At 56.5% G+C, this 21921-nt stretch carries 15 protein-coding genes; 6 read left to right on the top strand and 9 right to left on the bottom strand.

The features are described from left to right. Window positions 1–87: 87 nt before the first annotated feature. Window positions 88–2694 carry a lamin tail domain-containing protein gene (locus IEX74_RS03270; RefSeq protein ID WP_188810871.1) on the bottom strand — a complete coding sequence of 869 codons (2607 nt, stop codon included), beginning with the start codon at window positions 2692–2694 and terminating at the stop codon, window positions 88–90. Between the two features lie 182 nt (window positions 2695–2876). Between IEX74_RS03270 and IEX74_RS03275 the strand changes: the two genes are divergently transcribed. The 3 genes from IEX74_RS03275 (at window position 2877) to IEX74_RS03285 (ending at window position 4828) form a co-directional block, all read left to right on the top strand. After that, a complete protein-coding gene (locus tag IEX74_RS03275; protein WP_188810874.1) occupies window positions 2877–3896 on the top strand; it encodes an aspartate-semialdehyde dehydrogenase in 1020 nt (339 codons plus the stop codon). A gap of 178 nt (window positions 3897–4074) precedes the next feature. Continuing rightward, on the top strand, window positions 4075–4539 hold the full coding sequence (locus IEX74_RS03280; RefSeq protein ID WP_229755096.1) for an energy transducer TonB: 465 nt from the start codon (window positions 4075–4077) through the stop codon (window positions 4537–4539). 112 nt (window positions 4540–4651) lie between these two features. Further along, window positions 4652–4828, top strand: a complete 177-nt coding sequence (locus tag IEX74_RS03285; protein WP_188810875.1) for a hypothetical protein — start codon at window positions 4652–4654, stop codon at window positions 4826–4828. 60 nt (window positions 4829–4888) lie between these two features. On the opposite strand, the gene IEX74_RS03290 is transcribed toward IEX74_RS03285, so the two are convergent. Beyond that, the gene (locus IEX74_RS03290) at window positions 4889–5650 is read right to left on the bottom strand and encodes an alpha/beta fold hydrolase (RefSeq protein ID WP_188810877.1); all 762 of its coding nucleotides are present in this window, start codon (window positions 5648–5650) and stop codon (window positions 4889–4891) included. 513 nt (window positions 5651–6163) lie between these two features. Here IEX74_RS03290 and IEX74_RS03295 point away from each other — a divergent pair. Further along, the gene (locus tag IEX74_RS03295; protein ID WP_188810879.1) at window positions 6164–14212 is read left to right on the top strand and encodes a T9SS type A sorting domain-containing protein; all 8049 of its coding nucleotides are present in this window, start codon (window positions 6164–6166) and stop codon (window positions 14210–14212) included. A gap of 116 nt (window positions 14213–14328) precedes the next feature. On the opposite strand, the gene IEX74_RS03300 is transcribed toward IEX74_RS03295, so the two are convergent. The 3 genes from IEX74_RS03300 to IEX74_RS03310 all read right to left on the bottom strand — a co-directional run bounded on the left by IEX74_RS03300 (window position 14329) and on the right by IEX74_RS03310 (window position 16489). Then, on the bottom strand, window positions 14329–14862 hold the full coding sequence (locus IEX74_RS03300) for a YceI family protein (protein WP_188810881.1): 534 nt from the start codon (window positions 14860–14862) through the stop codon (window positions 14329–14331). Window positions 14863–15261: 399 nt separating this feature from the next. Continuing rightward, window positions 15262–15891 (bottom strand): HAD family hydrolase, encoded by a 630-nt coding sequence (locus IEX74_RS03305; protein ID WP_188810883.1) that lies wholly within the window; start codon window positions 15889–15891, stop codon window positions 15262–15264. Window positions 15892–16129: 238 nt separating this feature from the next. Beyond that, complete coding sequence (locus IEX74_RS03310) at window positions 16130–16489, bottom strand: hypothetical protein (RefSeq protein ID WP_188810885.1); 360 nt, start codon at window positions 16487–16489, stop codon at window positions 16130–16132. A 337-nt stretch (window positions 16490–16826) separates the two neighbouring features. Between IEX74_RS03310 and IEX74_RS03315 the strand changes: the two genes are divergently transcribed. Beyond that, on the top strand, window positions 16827–17282 hold the full coding sequence (locus IEX74_RS03315; RefSeq protein ID WP_188810887.1) for a DUF2141 domain-containing protein: 456 nt from the start codon (window positions 16827–16829) through the stop codon (window positions 17280–17282). A gap of 61 nt (window positions 17283–17343) precedes the next feature. Here the strand turns inward: IEX74_RS03315 and IEX74_RS03320 are convergent, their stop codons facing one another. Both IEX74_RS03320 and IEX74_RS03325 read right to left on the bottom strand, forming a co-directional pair. Then, window positions 17344–17487: a hypothetical protein gene (locus IEX74_RS03320; protein ID WP_188810889.1), complete on the bottom strand. Its 144-nt coding sequence runs from the start codon at window positions 17485–17487 to the stop codon at window positions 17344–17346. A 248-nt stretch (window positions 17488–17735) separates the two neighbouring features. Next, the gene (locus tag IEX74_RS03325) at window positions 17736–18998 is read right to left on the bottom strand and encodes a dipeptidase (protein ID WP_229755097.1); all 1263 of its coding nucleotides are present in this window, start codon (window positions 18996–18998) and stop codon (window positions 17736–17738) included. A gap of 151 nt (window positions 18999–19149) precedes the next feature. Between IEX74_RS03325 and IEX74_RS03330 the strand changes: the two genes are divergently transcribed. After that, a complete protein-coding gene (locus IEX74_RS03330) occupies window positions 19150–20793 on the top strand; it encodes an amidohydrolase (protein WP_188810891.1) in 1644 nt (547 codons plus the stop codon). 23 nt (window positions 20794–20816) lie between these two features. Here the strand turns inward: IEX74_RS03330 and IEX74_RS03335 are convergent, their stop codons facing one another. Beyond that, a complete protein-coding gene (locus IEX74_RS03335; RefSeq protein ID WP_188810893.1) occupies window positions 20817–21362 on the bottom strand; it encodes a dihydrofolate reductase family protein in 546 nt (181 codons plus the stop codon). A 79-nt stretch (window positions 21363–21441) separates the two neighbouring features. Next, entirely contained in the window at window positions 21442–21876 is a 435-nt protein-coding gene (locus tag IEX74_RS03340) for a DoxX family protein (RefSeq protein WP_188810895.1), read from the bottom strand. Between the last annotated feature and the right edge of the window lie 45 nt (window positions 21877–21921).

Consider the following 21921-nt stretch of genomic DNA (forward strand, 5'->3'; position numbering starts at 1 on the left):
CCACGGCGCGTTCGGCATTGAACAGCCTTTTGCCCTACGTCTGAACATTGCAAATGGCGCGGACGCCGAACACACCGTGGCGTGTTCCTACAACCTGGCTCCTAGCACAACGGTGCGCTTGTATTCGTACTTCAGGCCGCTGCTTGGCTGAAGTAGCTCAATAAAAAACACGTAGTAGCCGATGGGCGCCTTACGGCCCTGGTCGTTCAATCCATCCCACGGCAAAAAGCCGGTCACGGCCAAGCTCTCGTTGCGCACGAGGCGCCGCGTCAGGCGACCTAGGGCATCGTACACGGTCACGCTGGCCACGTAGCCTGGCTGGTTCAGCGTGTAATTAATAGAGGTAAAATCCTGCTGACCATCCCCATCGGGGGTGAATGTTTCCGGCTCAACGCGAAAGAACTTGCTCCCGCCTGGGTCTGCCTGGTACTGCGAGTTCGGGCGGCCGGGCGTAGCGTAGCCAACCGTGCTGGCTGCTGAGTGGAAGTTACTGGCAAGGCTAGGTCCTTCGGGCCGGGTGCGCTCCAGCGATACGCCGTTCAGGTCGTCCAGCAAAGCTAGGTGCTGGCTTTTGTTGTAGGTGTAGCTGTCGAGCTTTTGGCCGGTGGTATTGAGCAGGATTACCGTTCCGGCGTCATCGGGCAAGGAAGGAAAACTACTCAGCGCCAGAAAAGTCGTGGGGTCGTTGGTCGGGTACTGGCTTTGCACCACATCGGGACGGGTAGTCAGCACCACAAGCTGCCCCGGTGCCAGCACATATGGCTCGCGGCTGATGTTCTGTACATCTGTACCCGTCTCGGTTTCGCTGCTGAGCTGCCAGCCGCGCAGGTCCAAGTACTGGGCCGAGCGATTCAGCAGCTCCACGAAATCGACGCCACTGGTGCGCGGATTGAACAGGATTTCGTTGATCACGACAGCATCCGGCGCAGGCACGTCGGGCAGCGCGAAAGTGGTGGAAGTAGCCGGGCCAGCCGCATTTCCTACGCAATCGGTGATGCGCTGTGCCGCTACGGTTGTACGTTGGTTTACCGTCAACGGTGAACCCAAAGCTAGGTCTACCATCCGGAAATCTGGCCCGACGGGCGCAACGCGGGTGATGCCAACAGCCGGAACCAGCCCATACAACGCCGGATTAGCTACCGCCGCGCTGTCCAGCTTTTCTCCAAAGAACAGTCGCACCGTCGTCGGGCTCAGCGCTACGGCGCGCAGCAAGGCCGGCGGCGTCCGGTCGGGGTTAGTGACTTTGAGGGAGTTAGCGCGGCCGGGCGTGCCACCGCTGGCGTCGGTGCTGGCCGTCCAGTTATCGATGCCGGCGCAGGGGTTCGCCAGATCCACCATTTCCAAGGCCCAACCGCCTTCTTTCTTGCGGTTGTCTTTGTACCAGGTGTCGGAGTAGCTTACTTCAAATAAGGTTTGGGCGGTGCGGCTGCGCAAGAGAAGCTGGTCGCCGCTGTTGCTTAAGCTGGAGAAGTTGCTCAGCCCGAACACCTTCCCAAAGCCGGCAAACTCCGCCGCCCGCGTGCTGCCACACACAATGGCGTATTCGCCCGGCGCCAGCACCGCGCCCGCCGGAAACACCGCCGCCGTGCTGCTGCCCGCTTTTTGCAGCCGCAACCCACCTAGATCCAGCAGCGCGCCCGCCGTCGGATTGTAGATTTCCAGGTACTCGGAAGCGGGCAGCCCAACAGCCGGCGTTTCATCGGCCATGATTTCGGTGATGAGCACCTGATTGACGCCCGGCAGCACCGGAAAGCCTTTGTTCAGGAAGCTCAGCGTGAGCGGTCCGGCAGCTGTATTTCCGTACAGATCAGCCACATTGCGCACCTCCAGCGTGTTGTTACCCAGAGGTAGATCGGAACCTAGGGTCAGGTGTACAAGTGCTGGATCAGCAGCGTCGCGCTGGGCGGTAAGCACGGCCGGAGCGCCCGCGCCGGTCAGGCGGTAGCTCACGGCACTCGGGCTGGCATCCACCAGCTCATTGAACACTACATCAAGTTGACGAGCCGTTGCGGGCGTGGCACTGACCAGCGTGGGCGGCGTGGCATCCGTCACCCGAAAATCGTCGAAGTAGAAGTTGCGGCTGTTGGCCGAAGAATACGTCAGCAGCACGCCCGTGTAGTTGCTGCGCTGGTGCGTGGCGTCGGTGGCGGTACCTTCGGTGATGTAGCTCGTACCTGCGCCGGTCAGGTCGCGCTCCAGGGTCCAACCGTTTTGCAACGAGCGGGTTACGCGCACCCGCACCACGTTGTTGGTCGAAGAACTCAGGGTGCCATCCAGCCCGTTCACCACGTACACGGGGCTGCCGCTCGCGTCTTTGCGGAACAACGACACCTCATCGGGTGTGCCGCCGAGACGCACGAAGTAGCCTTTGGTGCCGGGGATTTTGAGGTCGGGTTGGTCGGCCATAAGCCACACGTCGGCGTAGTTGCTGCCCGAGGTAGCTAGTTTCAGGTTGGCATAAAACTCCCAGGTAGTGCCCGTGGCCGCCTGGCAGGGCGTGACGAGCTGGAGCGTGGTGCCGGTGGTAGCAGGGCCGTTGCTTTGCAACTGAAGCTGCGTATTTACCTGAAAGCTAGCTAGGTCGCCGGTCCAGGCGGGGCTTTGGGTGCAGTTGCCGTCGGTGAAGGAATCCGTTAGCTGAGCGGCAGCGGGAAAGGATAAAAGAGCGAATAGACTGAGTAGTAATTTTCTCATAAATAGAAGCGCGTAGCAAGGCTTCGCCCCGTTCCAAAACCGCGCCACCGCCACCTAGCTTATCTTCAGGTGCTCCTTATAATTAGCCGCGTAAAATATTCCTTGAGTATCAATGTGCTCAAGATCTTATCTTTGTCCTAGAGCCGCATTTCCTGTGCGGATTTCAAACCCTTATTTCACTCATGAAAGTAGCCGTAGTAGGTGCCACCGGCTTGGTCGGCGGCGAAATGCTGAAAGTGCTGGCCGAGCGGAATTTTCCGGTCAGCGAGTTGTTACCCGTGGCCTCCGAGAAATCGGTGGGCCAGGAAATTGAGTTCCTCGGCAAGAAATACAAGGTTGTAAGCATGGACGACGCCATTGCGGCCCGTCCGGACGTAGCCATTTTCTCGGCCGGTGGCTCGGTCTCGAAAGAGCAGGCGCCGCGCTTCGCGGAAGTCGGCACCGTCGTTATCGATAATTCCTCCGCCTGGCGCATGGACCCCACCAAGAAGCTGGTGGTGCCCGAAATCAACGCCAAGGAGCTGACGCCCGACGATAAAATCATTGCCAACCCCAACTGCTCGACCATTCAGATGGTGTTGGCCCTGCACAAGCTGCACGAAGCCTATCAGATTAAGCGCGTGGTGGTTAGCACGTACCAAAGCGTAACCGGCACCGGCAAGAAAGCCGTCGATCAGCTCATGGCGGAGCGCGCCGGCAACTTCGACGGCCCCCGCGCCTACGCCCACCCCATCGACCTGAACGTGCTGCCCCACATCGACGTGTTCGGTGAAAACGGCTACACCAAAGAGGAGATGAAGATGGTGAACGAGACCAAGAAAATCATGGGCGACGACTCCATCCGTGTGACGGCGACCACCGTGCGCATTCCCGTGATGGGCGGCCACTCGGAAGCCGTGAATGTGGAGTTTGCCAAGGATTTCGACCTGGCCGAAGTACGCAGCCTGCTCGAGCAAACCGACGGCGTAGAAGTAGTGGACGACCCCGCCAACAACGTGTATCCGATGCCGAAAGACGCCCACGGCAAAGACGCTGTGCTAGTAGGCCGCTTGCGCCGCGACGAGTCGCAGCCGAACACGCTGAACATGTGGGTAGTAGCCGACAACCTGCGCAAAGGTGCCGCCACCAACGCCGTCCAGATTGCCGAGCACATGATCAAGCTAGGTTTGCTGAAGGAGAAAGAAGCGGAAGCGGCAGTTTAAGCGTTTGCTGAGTATTGCAAAAAAGGCCTCTTGGTGTAGTACCAAGAGGCCTTTTTTGCATTATACTTTTCAGCGTGTGGGTTATGTGGTATGTTAAAAAAAAGCTAGGTATACTTGATTTAGAAGCTCTTATCTTGAGTATAGGACTATACTTACTACTTGTTTACTACCAGCACCCATGAAAAAAGCTCATTGCCTTGCCTTGACTGGTGCACTACTTACCATTACTTCTACCTTATTAGCTCAATCTACTCCGACCGCTATCCTCTCAAAAGAAAACCCATCTGTTTACAATTATGTAGAGCAGATGCCCAGTTTTCGAGGCGGCCCTGATTCGTTGCTGGCATACATCCGGAATAACACGCGCTACCCGGTCGAAGCGCTTTATAAGGGTGTAGTAGGCAAGGTGTTCGTGTCCTTTGTGGTAAATGCTCAAGGGAAGGTAAAGCAGGCATGTATACTTAAGGGAGTACACCCTGCTTTAGATCTGGAAGCTTTACGAGTGATTTCAAATATGCCAGCGGCTTGGCAACCAGGCAAACATGAGGGAAAATCAGTAGCTGTGTCCTTTACAGTACCTGTTACATTTTATACACCTGAAGCAAGGCAGCTTTTAAACATTAGAGTGCCTAAGAAACCCTAAAGCAGCGCTATATATAGAAAAGCCCTCGTGCTTCACAACACGAGGGCTTTTTGTTTATTCCGACCTGAATGGCTGGTACTTCGGCAACTTAGTGTTTGGTGGTTTCATCGGTATGCTCATCGTCGATCCGGCAACTGGCGCGATGTATCGTATTTCTGACCGCGATCTGCAAGGCGTTCTGAGCGAAACAACGGCGCAACTCAACCCATTCGACAGCAAAGGCCTACAAATCGTCTCGATTGAAGACGTGCCTAGCGATATGCGCAGCAAGATGGTACCGCTCAAGTAACACGTATTGCTTGGCTGTTCACCTGGAAAAGGCGACGCATTAGCGTCGCCTTTTTGATACTTATGCTTCGGCAAACACACCCGCGGCGAAGGCCAACACGGCGCGGCGCGTTTCGGTGGGTCGTTCGAAGAAACCTAGGTGCCCTACCTTTTCCAGCAAAAGCGCCGTGCTGACGGGCGGCAGCGCTACCTGGGCCAGGGAGGTTTCCAGCGTCACGGCCAGGTCCTCTTTTCCGACGATGAACAAGACCGGGTACGTGGCTTTGCGCAACACGTCAGTGCGGTCGGGCCGGTCGCGCATAGCTTGCATACCGGCCAGCACACTAGCCTGGGGCGTGTTGATGCCCATTTCTTCGAGCTGCTGGCGCTCGTTCATCATGGTTTGCTCGTTGGCGTCGGCGAAAAGTGGCCGGATAAACGTGCTCATAAACTTCTCAACCCCGTGCCGCTCCACGAAGCTGATGTTCTTGTTGCGGTTCGCTTTCTTGGTCTCGTCGTCGGGCAGCGCGGAGGAGTGAAACAGCACCAAGCCAGCTACTTGCGCTGGATATTTCTCCGCAAACGCCAGTGCGGCATATCCGCCCATCGAGTGCCCAACGAGCACGGCTGGCGCTGCCCCGGCCCGCGCCAGCTCTTCCCGGATAAACTCCGCCAGTGCTTCCATCGAATAATCGGCGGCCACCGGAGCGCCCGACGAACCGTAGCCAGGGAAGTTGGGCGTCAGAACCTGGTACTCCGCCGGAAAACCACGAGTGAATTCGGTCCAGATTTCGCGGCTTTCGGCGAAGCCGTGCAGAAAGAGGAGAGTTGGATTATTAGCCATTCTGGGATAAAGTGAAACGCTCCGTAAACATACGGAGCCAGAGTAGCTGGTACGACCTAGGTCCATCCAGGGATACCCAAGAGAACAGGTCTCAATCCAAGAAGCAACTTATCCCGAACCAAGAAAACACCAGCATGTCTTACGGCTTCCTTGGCTTGAGCAAAAATTCATTAAGAATTTTTCTACTGTCGATCTTCGTTTATTGTACTATTCCAGTAGCGAGTTTTTCTTAAAAAATAATACTCCTCACCCCTGTGACTCTGCAACTAACTGTTATGCAAGCATCATAATTAGTGGCAGACGGATTGTGAGGAAATTATGAGAGAGAGAAGAAGCGCTATTTATATAATATATCGCATGTATGATAAATCATATACATAGCACTGGAAAAAGTAATGTGATTTTTCCCTTAGTGTTTTCTCGCTCTTAGCATTATCAGGCTACTCTAAATAAACCAAAACGAGAATGAAGGTACTTTTACGTTTATGGGCCTTTTTGTTACTGACGACAGCAATGCCCATAGCATCTGCGTTGGCTGTGCCGACTATAGTCAGCCTTTCTACGCCGATGCTCTCGGCCGCCACGGTTCGCCAAGACCTAGCTCCGTTGAGAGCAACGGTTGGCACTCCTACCAGCTACCGGCTTACGTCGCTACCCGGCGGAGGTACGCTGTATGTGAATGGCACCGCCGTAACGGCTATCCGCAACCTGACGCCAACGGAAGCCACACAGCTTACTTTTACGCCTTCCGGTGCGGCAGGCAACTACACCTTTCAGTTTACGGCTACCGACAATACGGGCACCTCAGCGGCAGCTACCTACGCCATTCCGGTAAGCCTGAGCGGCTGCGGAGCCGGCAATTTTGACTTTTCAACGCGGGCTGCCAACGAAAGCTGGACTGCCCGAACGAACGTAGCCGCGGGCGGCGTAACTATCTCGACCAGCGCGTACGCAGCAGACCCCGGCACCACGCGCTTTCAGATTGGGAATGACCAGGGAGGCGCCCACAGCACCTCCCTGAGCTGGTATACCTCCTACACCAGCCGGTCGGCCAGCACGAGCACCGTGACGTTTACGTTTAGCAAAGCCTTATCCGGCTTTTCTATTGTGATTCAGGACATTGACGCAAGTACCACGAATGGCAGCGCCTTTATCGACCAAGTACAGTTTGATGGCTACCGCAGCAACACGGCTACTACGCCTATTGCGCTGACAGCCGCTAACATAAAGCTAGGTACCACCAGCGCCTTCTCGGGCAACAACCGCGTTACGGGCACCGCTAACAGCACTGCCAGCCCGACTGACAACGTCATCGTTACGTTTCCGGACGCCATTACCAGACTAACCTTAACTTATCGGAACAGCCAGGCTGTATCCACCACCCCCACGCAGCAGGGCATTGGCATTCCTTCGTTTAGCTGGTGCGCAGTAGCTGATGTTGCTACTGCTCTGAGCGGACCACTAAGGGCGCAGGCCGGCAGCATCGTTACCTACACCGTCAGCACCACCAACAACGGCCCGGATGTAGCGGGTAGCGTTACGCCCACGCTTCAGCTGCCAACCGGTCTGACCGGACTTACTTCCAGCAACGGCGGCAACTACAATTCGACAACGGGTCTGATTACGTTCCCGACTATTGCCGAGCTGACTGCCAGCGCTATTTTTACGAATACCCTGAGCTTCACGATGCCGGCGAATAACGCCGTAGCAGGTACCGCCACGTTTACCTCACCCGTAATGGACGGGGTTGCCGCCAACAATACCGCGGCGCTGACAACAGCCCAGAACCGGGCGCCGGTGGCTAACGCGGTAACTAACTCCCCGGCGATGCTCAACACCAACGGAGCCACAGCCATAGCAGCGCCGAATGCCACTGACCCCGACGGTAACAGCACCATAGCTAGCTATACGCTCGTCACGCTACCAGCTTTTTCGGAAGGTGTACTGTACGTCAATGGGGTGGCGGCTACAGCTGGCCAGAGCCTCACTCCCGCGCAGATCAGTCAGCTCACTTTTGCACCGGTTGGCACATTCGCAGGCAATTCTACTTTTAGGTTCAGTGCAACTGATGACGTGGGGGTAACCTCCAATGTAGCGACCTACACGGTACCTGTAACGGCAGGTGCCGATCTGTCAACGACTATTAGCGGAGCTACCAGCGGGGTGGAAGGGCAAAGCCGCATCTATAGCACAACGACCACTAACTTAAGCACCGGCACGGCTACCAATGTCGTGACTACTATTACGCTTTCCAACAAGCCTCCTTTTAGTAGCATTTCGGTTACCAATGGCAGCTACGATCCATCTACGGGAGTTGTCACATTCAACCCAATAACTCTGGCCGGAGGAGAGCGGGCGCTGCAAACGATCAACTTCCTCGTCCAGCCCTCCCCGACTACCATCTCGGCTACGGCTCGTAGCACTAGCAGCACCGCTGATCCAGTTCCCGGTAACAACAATGGCAGCCTAGCTGGTGCTACCATCACAACGACCACATCACGGGTAGGACCAGCAGCCTCAGCGGCAGAATTAGCAGCCTGTGCTACTCCCGGCAACGACGGTTCGCCAACCCTGACGAGTAATCCCGATGCCTATTACCCCGGCACGTCCGCATCCGGAAGTGCCGTAGTGGTGGGGGCAGCCGCACCTGGCGGTGCCCAAACCCCCATTTCCGTCGGGGATCTTGTATTAATCATTCAAATGCAAGGGGGTGAGTTCAGCACCGGCAACAACGACTCGTATGGAGACGGCGTAGCGGGTGGTTTGGCCTCTGGCAACCTGAATACTAACTTAACAGCAGGTCAGTATGAATATGCCCTAGCTTCCAGCGCGCTAGCTACTACCGGTGGCACGCTTACGCTTAGCGCTCCGCTACGCAATACCTATTCGACGGCTGCTGCCAGCTCGACGGGCGGTCAGCGGCGCTTTCAGGTAATCCGGGTTCCTCAATACCTTGATCTGACCCTAGGTGCTACCATTTCGCCCCTGGGCTGGAACGGCAGCGTAGGTGGCATTCTGGTGCTGGACGTAGCTGGCGGAATGAGCTTTGGCACTACGACTAAGTATACGATTGATGCCACGGCCGCTGGTTTCCGTGGCGGGGCAGGCCGTGCGCTAGCTGGCACTACCGGCTTAACCAATACTGGCTTTCGCACCCTAGCTACCCAAGCAGCCAACGCCATGAAAGGGGAAGGCCTTGTGGGTACACCTAGGTACGTGAACAACGGGTCTGCGATAGAAGATACAGGCGTGGAAGGCTACCCCAACGGAAGCGCCGGTCGGGGTGCGCCCGGCAACGCTGGCGGCGGCGGCACCGATGCTAACCCTACCGCTAACAACCAAAATTCGGGTGGCGGCGGCGGCGGCAACGGCGCCCGCGGCGGACGAGGTGGCAATTCAGCTACGGCTAATACAGCAATCGGCGGTGAGCTAGGTTCGCCTTTTGGCCCGCCCAGCACGAGTCGTCTGATCCTAGGTGGCGGTGGTGGCGCAGGGGTTAGCAGCTCGACCAACGGCACGACCGGCTACGCTAGTAGCGGGGCTGCTGGCGGTGGCATTGTGCTACTACGCGTAGGCTCCATCAGCGGCGTGGGCTCCATTGCCGCCAACGGTGCCAGCTCTGCTGCTTCCGGCAACGACGGCAGCGGTGGCGGGGGTGCCGGGGGTTCTATTCTAGTAACTGCCAGTAATACCACCTCTCTCGGAAGCTTGAACTTATCGGCCAGAGGCGGTAACGGTGGCTCGAACAGCGGCACCACGGCCCGGGGCCCCGGCGGTGGCGGTGGTGGCGGTATTATTCTGACCAACGCCAACGTAGCAAGTGCCGCCGCTACAGCCGGCCAAAACGGCGTCACGACTGGCTCAGCGGCTTATGGAGCTGAGCCTGGAGCTACTGGTTTGGTTAACACCCAGATCAGCTCACTCATTAAAAATAGCACGGCCGGCATCAATTGCAGCGCCGATATGACAGCCTCCATCACAGGTCCGGTCGCAGCTACGGCGGGCCAGACGGTAACACTCTCGGCCGTGTTTAATAATAACGGCGGCCTAGATGCCAGCAACATAACGCGCCAGATAACATTACCCGCTGAAGCGACAAACGTGCAGGCCGCAGGTGCGGAAAGCATCATTACGGATGCGGGCGTAACCACGATTACGTATCCGGTTCTGTCAACGGTAGCAGCTGGCACCAGCACTTCCTTTACGGTGTCCTACACAGCACCGGGTACGGCTTCGGTAACCGCTAATGCTACTACAACTACCAGCACACCGGAGCCTGTAACGACCAACAACACGGCGTCCATTGTCACGAGCATTAGCGGCAACGCCGATGTCGTGACGGCAATGGCGGGTTTGCCAAGTCTCAACGCCGGGCGACGTTCGGGCACTTATTCGGTCGTATTTGCCAATAATGGTCCTGCTGCCGCTACCAACGTTACCCGTACCGTAACCATTCCTGCGGGCATCCCCCGCGACAGCCTAACTGTATTTGGCGGAGCAGCTTATACCTACGACCCAATAACCGGCATCATCGACTTTGGCTCGGTGGCTTCGCTCAACAGCCGTATAGGTGAGCCCTTTACGTTCCAGTTTGTAGTGCCATCGACCGGAATCACTGCTACGATCAAGAGCAATATCTCGACTGCTTCGCTCCAGGGCAGCAACCTAGCAGCGGATGAGTTTACGATCATGGCCAGGCTCGTCAATGTAGCCGATGTTGAAAGTAAGGTAAGCGCTCCGGCTGCAACGGTAATAGCTGGGCAAACGGGCACGTTTAAGATTGATTTTCTCAACAATGGCCCTTCTACCTCTACTGGCGTTCTGCGTCGGGTACAACTAACGGCTGGTCTGCAAAATGTGGTAGCCACTAATGGCGGTACCTACAACCCCACAACGGGCGTAGTCACTTACGCATCTACGGCCGACTTATCGGCCGGCGATAATGCTTCCTCGGTTATTACGTTCACGGCCCCGGCCATCGGTCCGGTAATCGCAACAGCGAACATGAACGACGCCACCATTTTTTCGGGGAATGCCGATAACAACCAGGCAACGGGCCGCATTGAGGTGACGCCCCTGGCAGATGTAGCGACAAGTATTGTAGGTCCTAACACTAGCGTGGCAGGCAACCTAGCTACCTACTCTATCATCACGACCAACAATGGCCCTTCGCCGGCTGCCAATGTTGTGCAAACCGTACAACTCCCTGCTAACCTAGCCGGCGTGTTTGCCACAAACGGGGGCGTGTATAATGCTAGTACGGGCGTGGTAACGTACCCAAGCGTGGCGGTGGTGCCCGCTGGTACAATAATCAACAACGCTGTAAACGTAGTAGCTCCTACCGTTGATTTTAGTGCTATTGCCCAGGTAGCTACGACTACGACTGAAAGCAATGCCGGCAACAATAACGCTACCACCGTAACTACGGTTAGCGCACCAGGTACCACCGCCTCGGCTAATATCTACACGAATATCAACTTTGGTATCCGTGAAACAGCCCCTGGCACGCCCGTCGTGTTTACCGTTATAACTGGCAACAATGGTCCTCAGCCGGCCGCCGATGTAGTGCAGCAGGTAGCGTTGCCACCTGGTCTGTCAGGTGTTACGGTCTCCGGCAGTGGTAGCTACAGCAGCATTACCGGTATAGTTACTTTCCCGGCTGTTGCTAGCTTCATCAGCGGCACCGCAGAAACCCACACGATTACGGTAAATGCGCCTACCAGCGGACTGCTACTAGCGATGGCTAGCGTGACAAGTACCACCTCCGATCCTATGCCCGCTAATAATATGCAAGCGGCACTGGTAACGGTACTCCCGATGACGGATGTAACCACTACGCTGCTTGCACCCTCTACCGCTTCCGCTGGTCAGGACATGGTGCTTACGGTCAATACGATCAACAATGGTCCCGCGGAGGCAAATGATGTCGTGCAGACAGTGGTTATTCCGTCGGGCCTAGCTACGGCAGACGTAATTACGAGCGGCACCTATAATCCGCTGACGGGCGTGGTTACTTTCCCAACCCTAGGTACACAAGCTGCCGGCAACGTCGTTACAAATACCATTACCTACAAAGCTCCTGCTTACCGCTCGACGGATACTGACGCGGCCCGCGTGTTCGAAAACCGTGCAACGGTAACGACCACAACCACGGAAAGCGTGAGTAGCAACAACGTGGCCCGTGCTCTGACAGAAATGAAGTGGAACTCCGACGTGGCGGTGGCCGTGAACGGACCGGCCACTACTGTTATCGGCAACCCAGTGCTGTACACGGTTTCGACCATCAACAACGGTTCGGCGCTGACGGATACCGTCCGGACAACAGTGCGTATCGTAACGGGGCTAGCTGGGGTTGTCGCCTCGGGTGGAGGTGTTTACGATGCGGCTACTGGTATTGTAACCTTCCCTCCTATCATTCGGCAAACGGCTGGCGTAAGTGGGGCCGTGACCAACACGATTTCGTTTACTGTTCCTGATCGTCCATTTATTGGCATTGCGGCCGTAGCAAGCGCTTCCCGCTCCACCAATGATGCCAACCTCACAAATAATGCCTCCACGATTTTGGCTACTGTCCAGCCAGCTACTGCAACTCGCGTCGATTTGCAGGCGAATATCACATCGGATGTAAGCCAGCAAATTGCAGGAAAGCCGGTTCAATTTACGGTTACGGCTACCAATAATAGCGGGCTTACGATTCCTCTTCGTACCCGGATCAGCCTGCCGGCTGGCCTCTCAGAAGTGATAGTGCGCAGCAATACAGCTGATGGTACTATTGTAGCCGACGTTTATGATCGAACGACAGGAGTAATTACCCTGACAGAGGCGAATCTGGCCGCTAATAGCAACGCGAACTATTTCATCACGGTGAGTGACCCTGGCAACGATCCGCTCGTTGCTACGGCGAGCGTCAACAGTAATTATTCTGACCTGACTTCCGCCAACAACTTTAGTACGGTCAGCGTGACTATCGTTCCCGTGGCGGATGTTAGCACTCGCCTTAACGGTCCGGGAGAAATAACGCCAGGTAGTGTAGCTACTTACGAGATAGTAACCCTGAACAACGGGCCATCACCAGCCAACGGCGTAGTGCAGCGGGTGCAACTGCCCACCGGCCTGACGGGCGTCATCCTATCGGGTGGGGGCACCTACGACTTAGCTTCGGGCGTGGTCACTTTTCCAGCAATCCCCAATCAACTGGTAGGTCTGGCTGGTCAGGTTACGAATACTATTTCCTTGCCTTTCCCAACTACCGCTTACACGCTGACTGCTACCGTGGCCACCACGACCACCGAAGTGATTGACGGGATGGCAAATACGGCGAGTATCACTACCAACTTGGCGGAGGAACATCCTATCGCTAACACGCGTAACAACCGTCTGCAAAGCCCCCAGAGCAACACAGCTAATGCCCTAGCTATTTCGGCGCTGCTCGCTTACGACACCAATGGTGATGTTGATTCGTACCAGATTGAGTCTATCGTCGACCCCAAAGCAGGAGTACTGATGCTCAACGGAGTGGCTGTAACAGCTGGGCAGAGCATCCCCCTATCAGATGTTGCTAACCTACAATTTAAGCCTAATAGCTCGTTTGTAGGAAACGCATTCTTTACCTATAAAACAATTGAGACTGATGGAGTACAGTCGTCGCCGGGTTTGTATACCATCATCGTTGGAAAGGATAATGCTTCGGTGTACACCAACATGCCACCCAAAGGCGGCGCAAATCCATACCAGAACAATGATGTGTTAGCCGACGTCGCTGATGTGAATGGCAGCACCTATAACGCCAGCGCTGAGATGACAGATAACGGGGTGCGCTCGGCGGTACTAACGGATGGCAGCAATCGGCTACCAGCCGGTGTGAGCCTGAACCCGGCAACGGGTCAGCTCTACGTGAGCAACCGGAACCGACTTGTGATGGGGTCTTACACGGTGGGCATCACCACTACCGACGCTTACGGTGGCGTTACGACGCAAGCCGTAACCTTCCCGATTGGAGCTTTGCCACTGCCTGTTGAGCTTACCGCCTTCGAGGCCAAAGCACAGGCACAGAATGCGGTGCTGAGCTGGAGTACGGGTTCGGAAAAGAATAGCGACTATTTCGTGGTGGAACGCTCAACCGATGGCCGCACCTTCACGGAAGCGGGCACTGTACGGGCCAACGGCACCACGAGCCAGGCACACGCGTATTCGTTCGTAGATGCCGGCGCGGCCCGCTTGGGCCAGTTGCTCTACTATCGCCTGAAGCAAGTTGATGCTGATAGCAGCACGCAGCATAGCCTGGTACGCACCGTGAGCTTCTTTACAACGGCGAGCAAGGCAAGTGTGACCTTGTATCCTAACCCGGCCAGCACCACTACTATGCTGGACCTAGGTAAGCTGCCGATTGGCACCTACACCGTGACGCTGCTGGATATGATGGGGCGCATGACCCGCCAATACACCCTGCAAGGCGGCCTCCAACAGCCGCTGGAACTAACCGATCTGCCGGCTGGCAGCTACGTAGTAGTTGTGCAGGGCCAGAGCACGCACCTATCACTGCGCCTTGTCAAGCAAGACTAGTAGTATTGCAAAAGCGGCCACCTCTGCTCAGAAGTGGCCGCTTTTGTTTGCTACTCAACTTCGATAAAACAAAAAAGCCACCTGTTTAGGTGGCTTTTTTGTTGCTAGGCAGGCGCCTAGGCTTGCTTCGCGAATTGTACGCTGGCAACCAGTTTCACCTCGTCGCCTACTACTACGGAGCCGGCTTCGGTTACGCCGCTCCAGGTCAGGCCAAACTCCTTGCGGCTGATTTTGCCCGTCACATCGAAGCCGGCTTTGAAGTTGCCGTAGAAGTCGCTGGTAGCACCGCCGTACTCCACGTTCAGCGTTACGGGCTTTGTTACGCCGTGCAGGGTCAGGTTGCCGATCAGCTTGTATTCGTCGTCGCCGGTTTTCTGCATGTCCGTCGACTCGAAGGTCAGCTTGGGGTACTGAGCAGCGTCGAAGAAGTCAGCGCCTTTCAGGTGCTCGTCGCGGCCTTCCTGGCCGGTATCGATGCTGGCGATGTCAGCGGAGAACGTCACTTTGGCGTTGTGGAAGTCTTCGCCGTCGGTTTCAGCTTCACCGGAGAAGCTTTTGAAAGAGCCAGTAACGGTTGAGATAACCAAGTGCTTCACTTTGAACTGAAGCTCGGAGTGCATGGGGTCAATGACCCATTTGGTGGTTGCCATGAGGCGGAAAGCTAAAGAGATAAATAAAACAAACGTCAATGCTTGGCAGCTGCTTTGGCGGCATCTGTTCTGGCGGAACCGTGCGCCAGCAACTACTGCGACAAAGGTAATAATTAATGTACGTACATCAATTACTATTTATCCTACTTTTATTTTCCTCGTCCAATTTCTACCCTAGGTAAAGTTCGTTGACTCCCGTTGTGGCGTAAACGGCGTGAGCCCCAGCGGGGTGCTATATCGGTAGAACCTAGGCTGTAAGCACAACCTAGCCCCAGCGGGGCGACACCAGTCGCTGGAGCGATGGTATTGCCCCGCTGGGGCTAGGTTTTGATGTTACTTTGTTGATTGCTACCGCTGGGGCGCTCCGCTGGGGCTAACTTACCAATTCCGCAATGTGGGCTAGCGAACTGCGGGCAGCACGCCAAAAGCCTCCAGCTCCGTGCGCAACTGTTCCGGCGACTGGAAGTGCACGGTATGCAGCCCGATGGCCTGCGCCGCCTGAATGTTGCGCAGATTATCGTCGATGAAGACTGCTTCTTGCACTTCTACCCCGTAGCGGGTGAGCAGCAAGTGGTAAAATTCGGCCGTTGGCTTGCGCATCCGCTCCGTACCTGACACCACAATGCCTTCGAACCAATTCAGAAACTCGAACTGAGCCTGCGCCACCGGAAACGTCTCGGCCGACCAGTTGGTGAGGGCATAAAGATGATAACGCTGGCTGGCCCGCAACTCGGTCAAGATATCCACTGTACCTTGAATGGCGCCCCCTAGCATTTCCGACCAGCGGCCATAGAAATGCTCAATCAGCTCGCGGTGCTGCGGATGCCGAGCTACCAGCGCCGCTGTTCCGTCGGCCAGGGAGCGGCCGGCGTCCTGCTCTTCGTTCCAGTCGGGGGTGGTGATGGTGTCGAGGAAAGTGGTCATTTCCTGCTCATCGGTGATGAGCTTGCGGTAGAGGTGGCGCGGGTTCCAATCGATGAGCACGCCGCCCAGGTCGAAGATGATGGCAGTGATGGTGGGAGAAACCATTGAAAAAAGAGAATTAAATTATGACACCAGCTTGTTCAGGCGCTGAAAAGCTAGCTCGTCGCGAAGGTAGGTACGTTAGCAGGCAATGATATTGCCTTTTATGCTTTAGACTTGTAAGCTAGGCCCCTCCTACCTAGCTCCTTTGCCTCGTGCTTCTACAACATAACAGCTTGCTGTAAAAGCAAAACGCCCGACAGAGCCGGGCGTTTTTTATAACAAGAACCTTGAAAGCCAACAATTAGCGCTGACCGCCTGTGGTAGAGCCGCTGCCGGAAGTGCTGCCGCTGCCACCGCTGCCGCTGGTGCTCGACGAACCACCTGAACGACCTCCGCCGCCTTTGTTGCCGCGCATAGAACCGCTCTTGCCTGATCCTGATCCTTTATGCACCGAACGTCCAGAACCACTGGTAGAACCCGACATCCGGCCGCTGGAGCCCGAGGTGGACATGCTACCCGAACCAGACGTGCTGCTGCCCGAAGTAGAAGAGCCGGATGTGCTGCCACCACCCGAGCCGCTGGTAGAGCCGGAAGTAGTTTGGGCTTTGGCCGTAGCCAGCGTAGCCGCCATAACGGCGACCATCACAAGTACCTTTTTCATAAAAGTGTTTTTTGGAAGTGGGTGTGGGGGGAGGAGAAACGTTAAAGCTGAACCTAGCTTTTGTATACCAGCCATTCACGTACGGAATTAAAACTAGATTAAAGAATCATCTCCTGTTCAGGCCCAAGTAGCTCATTACTAACCCACTAATTTTTGCAGCCAGGATGCGTCTGGTTAAGCTTAGTACCAGGCTCTAGGTGGAGCAGTACTCTGGCAACAACCTAGGCTGCACCGCAGAGGAGCCGGGAGGCCAACATTTGGATTACTCGCTGATTTTAGCAATCTTTTTGAATTAAAGGCCGTTACACCCTCACTAGCACCTGCGCATTTCTCTCTTATGAACATAGTTAAGCTCACGCTTCTGCTAGCCAGTAGCAGCCTTTTAGCGGCTCCCACTGCCCAGGCGGGCTCGGGCAACCCGACCGCCACTTCATCCGTCACCGTAGTCGTGTCCGACCTAGCTTCGACCAAATCGGTGGTGAAGCTGTACTTCTATAATCTGCGCGAGAAGTTTCTGAAGCCTGATGGCTACGTATTCAAGAAAGTGGTACAGCCCGGCGGCCAGCAGCAGATAACGCTGCCCGTTGAGCTGGCGAACGGCGACTGGGCCGTGGCTATCACGCAGGATACCAACAACAACGACAAGTTGGACAAGAATTTTCTGGGTATTCCGACCGAGCCTTTTGCCTTTTCCAACAACGTGCGCCCCAAGCTCAGCGCACCCGACTTCAACGAGTGCAAGTTCACCGTCAGCGGCGCCCGTACGGTCGTCACGATTGCCTTAAAGGAATAAGCAGCGGCCTAGCCCGCGCCAACAAAAAGGACCGCTTCGGGGTGAAGCGGTCCTTTTTTATTTAGCTAGGTCTAATGGCGGTCGTGGTCATGGTCACGATCGTGCGCGTAATCTCGGTGGCGGTCGCGGTGCCGGTCGTATCGATCGTGGGAGCTATACCTTCTATCATGGTAGCCCTGGTCGCGGTAGCCGTAGTCGCGGGCATGGTAAACGCAATTGGAAAGTGCAAAGCACGACGCCACGGCGAGGAACAAACGGATAGCTTTCATCTTCTCGATTTTCAAAGTGGAAGAAAGGCTCTCCCGATCAGAAGAGTCGTTATATAGTAACACGACATTCTCGGGTGGTAGTTCATTCGCTCTTTGCCAAGCACCAGGCTGCCACCTAGCTAGGTTGGTGTGTTACCGGACAGATCCGGGTTCCCGCCGAGGTGCGCAGTATTATACTATATTATCACCTACCTGCTATTCCGTTGCCTTTGCCGCGCTCTACGGCCCGCATCACCCGGAATAAGTTGCCGCTCCAGATCTTGTTGATATCTTTTGCGGAGTAGCCGCGGCGCACCAGCTCTAGGGTCAGATTAGGAAAGTCGCCTACGTCGGCCAGGCCGGTGAGGATGGTACCGCCGTCGAAGTCGGAGCCGATGCCGACGTGGTCGATGCCGGCTACCTGCACGAGGTGGTCGATCTGGTTGGCGGCATCCTGCACGGTAGCGAGGGGCACAGGGTACTGCTTGTCGAGCTGCGCATATTCGGCCATTGCCACCTTCTTATCGTCGGGGGGCAGCGCGTATAGGTTCAAGGACGTTTTGATGTGCCACTTCGCAAAAAACGCCTGCTCCGCGGCCTGCCGCTCCGCCGATTTAGCTTCGGTTTTCACGTACGGACTGTAGAGGTTCAGCTGCACCACGCCGCCTTGCCGCGCTAGGTCGCGGAGCATGTCGTCGGTGAGGTTGCGGGCCATGTTGCTCAGCGCGCGGCTGCCGGAATGGGAGGCAATAACTGGCACCGTGGAGAGCCGCAGCACATCGTAGAATGTAGAGTCGGAGGTGTGCGAAATGTCGACCATGATACCCAGGCGGTTCATTTCCTGCACCACTTGGCGGCCGAAAGCGCTGAGGCCCTGGTGCTCGGGCCCGTTCGGATCAGTGGCGGAATCGCAGATATCGTTGTTAGACGAGTGGCACAGCGTGATGTAGCGGGCGCCCTGGTCGTAGTATTTCTGGAGCATACCTAGGTCCTGTCCGATCGGGTAGCCATTCTCCATGCCGATGAAAATAGCGCGCTGCCCCGCCTTGCGAATGCGTTGCGCTTCGGCCGGCGCGGTGGCCAAAGCTAGCTCGGTGGGGTGCTGGCGAATAGCTCCCTGAATAGCATCGAACATGGCTTGGGCTTCCTTACGAATGGCGGCAGTGCCCTCCGGCGTACGCGGACCCTGGGCTACGTACACGGCCCAAAATGCACCATCTACGCCGCCACGCTTCATTTTGGGGAAGTCGACTTGAGCTTCTTCGGCGGGCGTGTGGTCTTTTGTCAGGTCGAAGCCGGGTTTGATGAGGTTGCTGGGCGTATCCTGGTGGGTGTCGAGCACAAACGCTTTTTCGTGAATGGCGCGGGCTTTGGCCTGGAGCTTTATGTCGGCGGTTTGGGCTAGACTAGGTAGAGTGGCAGTGAGCGTCAGCAGCATAGGCAGCACGGCGGAACGGAGGTGGAGCATGAAAGTCAGCAGCGTTAGGTTGGCCGAACAAGGTACACATGCGTCGGAAAGATGCCACAAGGAGATTTAGCAACAATTCTTCTGAATGCCTGATAACTAGTATCTTCAGAAGTACTAGCGCTTGCAGATGCTAGGTAAAACCGCTGCTCGCATGAAGAAACTACTACTACTTTGCTGGTGGAGCCTGGCGCTGGTTGGCCTAGCCCAAGGCCAACAGGCACCTCCTGACATAGTGCTGTTGAATGGCAGAATCTTCACGGCCGACTCAGCGCAGCCCCGCGCGCAGGCGTTGGCTATCCGGGGCGAGCGAATCGTGGCCGTGGGCACTACCGCCGCCATAGCGAAGCTGGCGGGCCCAAAAACGCGGCGCATCGACGTGCGGGGTCGCACCATTACGCCGGGCTTCAATGATGCTCACAATCACTTTGCGCCCAACCCGGTCGGCGTGGAAGTACCGCTGCCTAGCCTTGACCCTAGCTGGGAACAAACGGCGCAGGCGCTAACCGCCGCCGCTAGGCAGCATCCAGCCGGCACTCGCTTATTTCTGACAGTAGGAATAACTGTAATCCTCGACGAACGTGCTACCCGCCAGGCACTTGATCAGCTGGCGCCTAATCATCCGGTGCACATCAGTACGTATTTTGGTCACGGGCGCATCCTCAACTCCCGAGCCCTGACGCAGTCGGGCATCACCGATGAGGAGCCTGACCCAGTTGGCGGTTCCTACGGCCACACGACCATCGACGGGCGCACCGTCCTTGATGGCCGCATCGGGGAATATGCCCAGTGGAAACCCGAGCGCTACCTGGCCACGCAGCTTTCAGACGACGAGATAGTGCGTGAGCTGCGAAAGCTAGGTCAGCAGGCAACGCGCTATGGCATCACCAGCCTTCAGCTATTTCCGGGAATGCCGCCGGCGCGGTTCGTGCCGCTGCTGCAACGGGCGGCGCTGCCGGTGCGCGTGCGGGCCATGTCCTTTGCGGGCACCACACCGAAGGGTCGCGATACGGCCGAAATGCGCCAGATCACGCAGCCGTACCCGAAAGCGCCACGCATCACGATCAGCGGCATCAAGTGGATTCTGGACGGCACACCCCTGGAACGCGGCGCTGCCCTGCGCCACCCCTACCTCGACCGCCCCAACTGGTCGGGCGAACTACTATTCACTCCGACCGAAATTAACCGCATGGTGCAGGAGTCGTTGCAGCTGCGCCAGCCCTTGCTGCTGCATTGCGTAGGCGACCAAACTCTAGCGACCGTGTTGGCAACGCTCGAATATACCAGCCCAAGTACCGGCTGGCCAGCCCGGCGCGTACGCCTGGAACACGCCGACGGTCTGGTGTCCGACCTCGCACAACGGGCGCGGCAGCTAGGAGTAGTGGTGGTCCAAAACCCATCGCACTTCACCGAAACCAAGACTTTACCCGTGCGCTGGGGACCAACGCTGCAACCAATACAGCCTCTGAAATCGTTGGTGGCCGCCGGAATACCCGTAGCCCTAGGTTCCGATGGCCCGCTGAACCCGTTTCTGAACCTGCTCTGGGCCACCACGCACCCGATCAGTCCTACCGAGGCGCTGACGCGAGAGCAAGCGGTACGTGCCTATACCTACGGCGCGGCTTTCGCCGAATTCGCGGAAACTAGCAAGGGCAAGCTGGCGAAAGGTCAGCTGGCGGATATCGCCGTGCTGTCGCAGGATATTTTCAGCGTCTCGCCGGCGGCGCTGGTTGCTACCACCAGCGTACTAACCTTGGTAGGCGGCCAGGTGGTGTACGATGCCAAAGTGTTGAAATAGCAGGGTGCTTCCGTGAACCGCCGCTACTGGTTTCGATCTGGCTGGTAGGTGAGTACCACCACGTTGGAGCTGAATGTCGTGGAGCCCACCAGCTTCAGATCGGCGGTACTTCCTTCTTTGAACAAGCGCTTGCCGCGGCCCACCACCACCGGAAAAAACATCAGCCGGAATTCGTCGATGAGGTTGTGCTGCATGAGCGTTTGCACCAGCTGGCCGCTACCGCTCACCAAGATATTCTGACCAGGCTGCTGCTTCAGCTGAGCTACTTCCGCCACGATATCGGCCCCGAGCAGGTGCGAGTTTTGCCACTCCACATCACTGAGCGTACTGGATACTACATATTTAGGCAAGCTATTCATTCGGTCGGCGAAGCCTTGCGGGTCGGTTCGGGAAGGCCAAGCGGCCGCGAATCCCTCGTACGTCACACGACCTAGCAGCAAGGTATCAACGGTCAGCAGCTCGTCGAGCTTGTAGCTGGCTTGCTCTTCGCCGAAAAACTTGAACGTCCACATAGGCTCTTCCATGACCCCATCTAAGGACAGAAACTCCGATACAATTACTTTCCGCATTGAACTTGTGGGTGAAACAGGTGAGCAATTCCGTTTACAGCAGTGAGCAGGCCGGCGCTCCGGTAGTTAACCTAGGTGGCTAGGCTACTGCTTGTTCCGGCTCAGATGCTAGTCGTAGGGTAGTGGGTTGCCTGTGCGCAGCAGCTCGCGCCAGCCGCTTTTTCCAGAAGAAATAAGTAATGAGCAGCAGGCCCAGAAACAACAGCGGGGAAACAATCAGGCCCGTGCTGTCGCCAGCGTAGGCGCGGGATGCTGCCGCTCCCAGCATATTGATCGTGAAGCCAGCGTAGGCCCACTCCTTCAGCGTGCGAAACCTGTTCTGGGTAATAGCCAAGGCTCCCAGAACTTTGCCAACGCCGATGATGGTCATCACATACACCGGATAACCTAGGTGCCGCATAATTTCCTGACCTTCCGTGGAGCGCATCATCTCGGCGAGGCCCGCCATAAGCATGGCAGCAGCGCATAAACCGGTGAGGCTCCAGTAAAGAATGGCTACAATTTTTGGTTTCATGGCTTGGTTCTTTTAGTGGTAGGCTTGGTGATAAACACTTGATCA

Origin of the sequence: Hymenobacter cavernae (assembly GCF_014641455.1) — a bacterium.
Classification (GTDB): domain Bacteria; phylum Bacteroidota; class Bacteroidia; order Cytophagales; family Hymenobacteraceae; genus Hymenobacter; species Hymenobacter cavernae.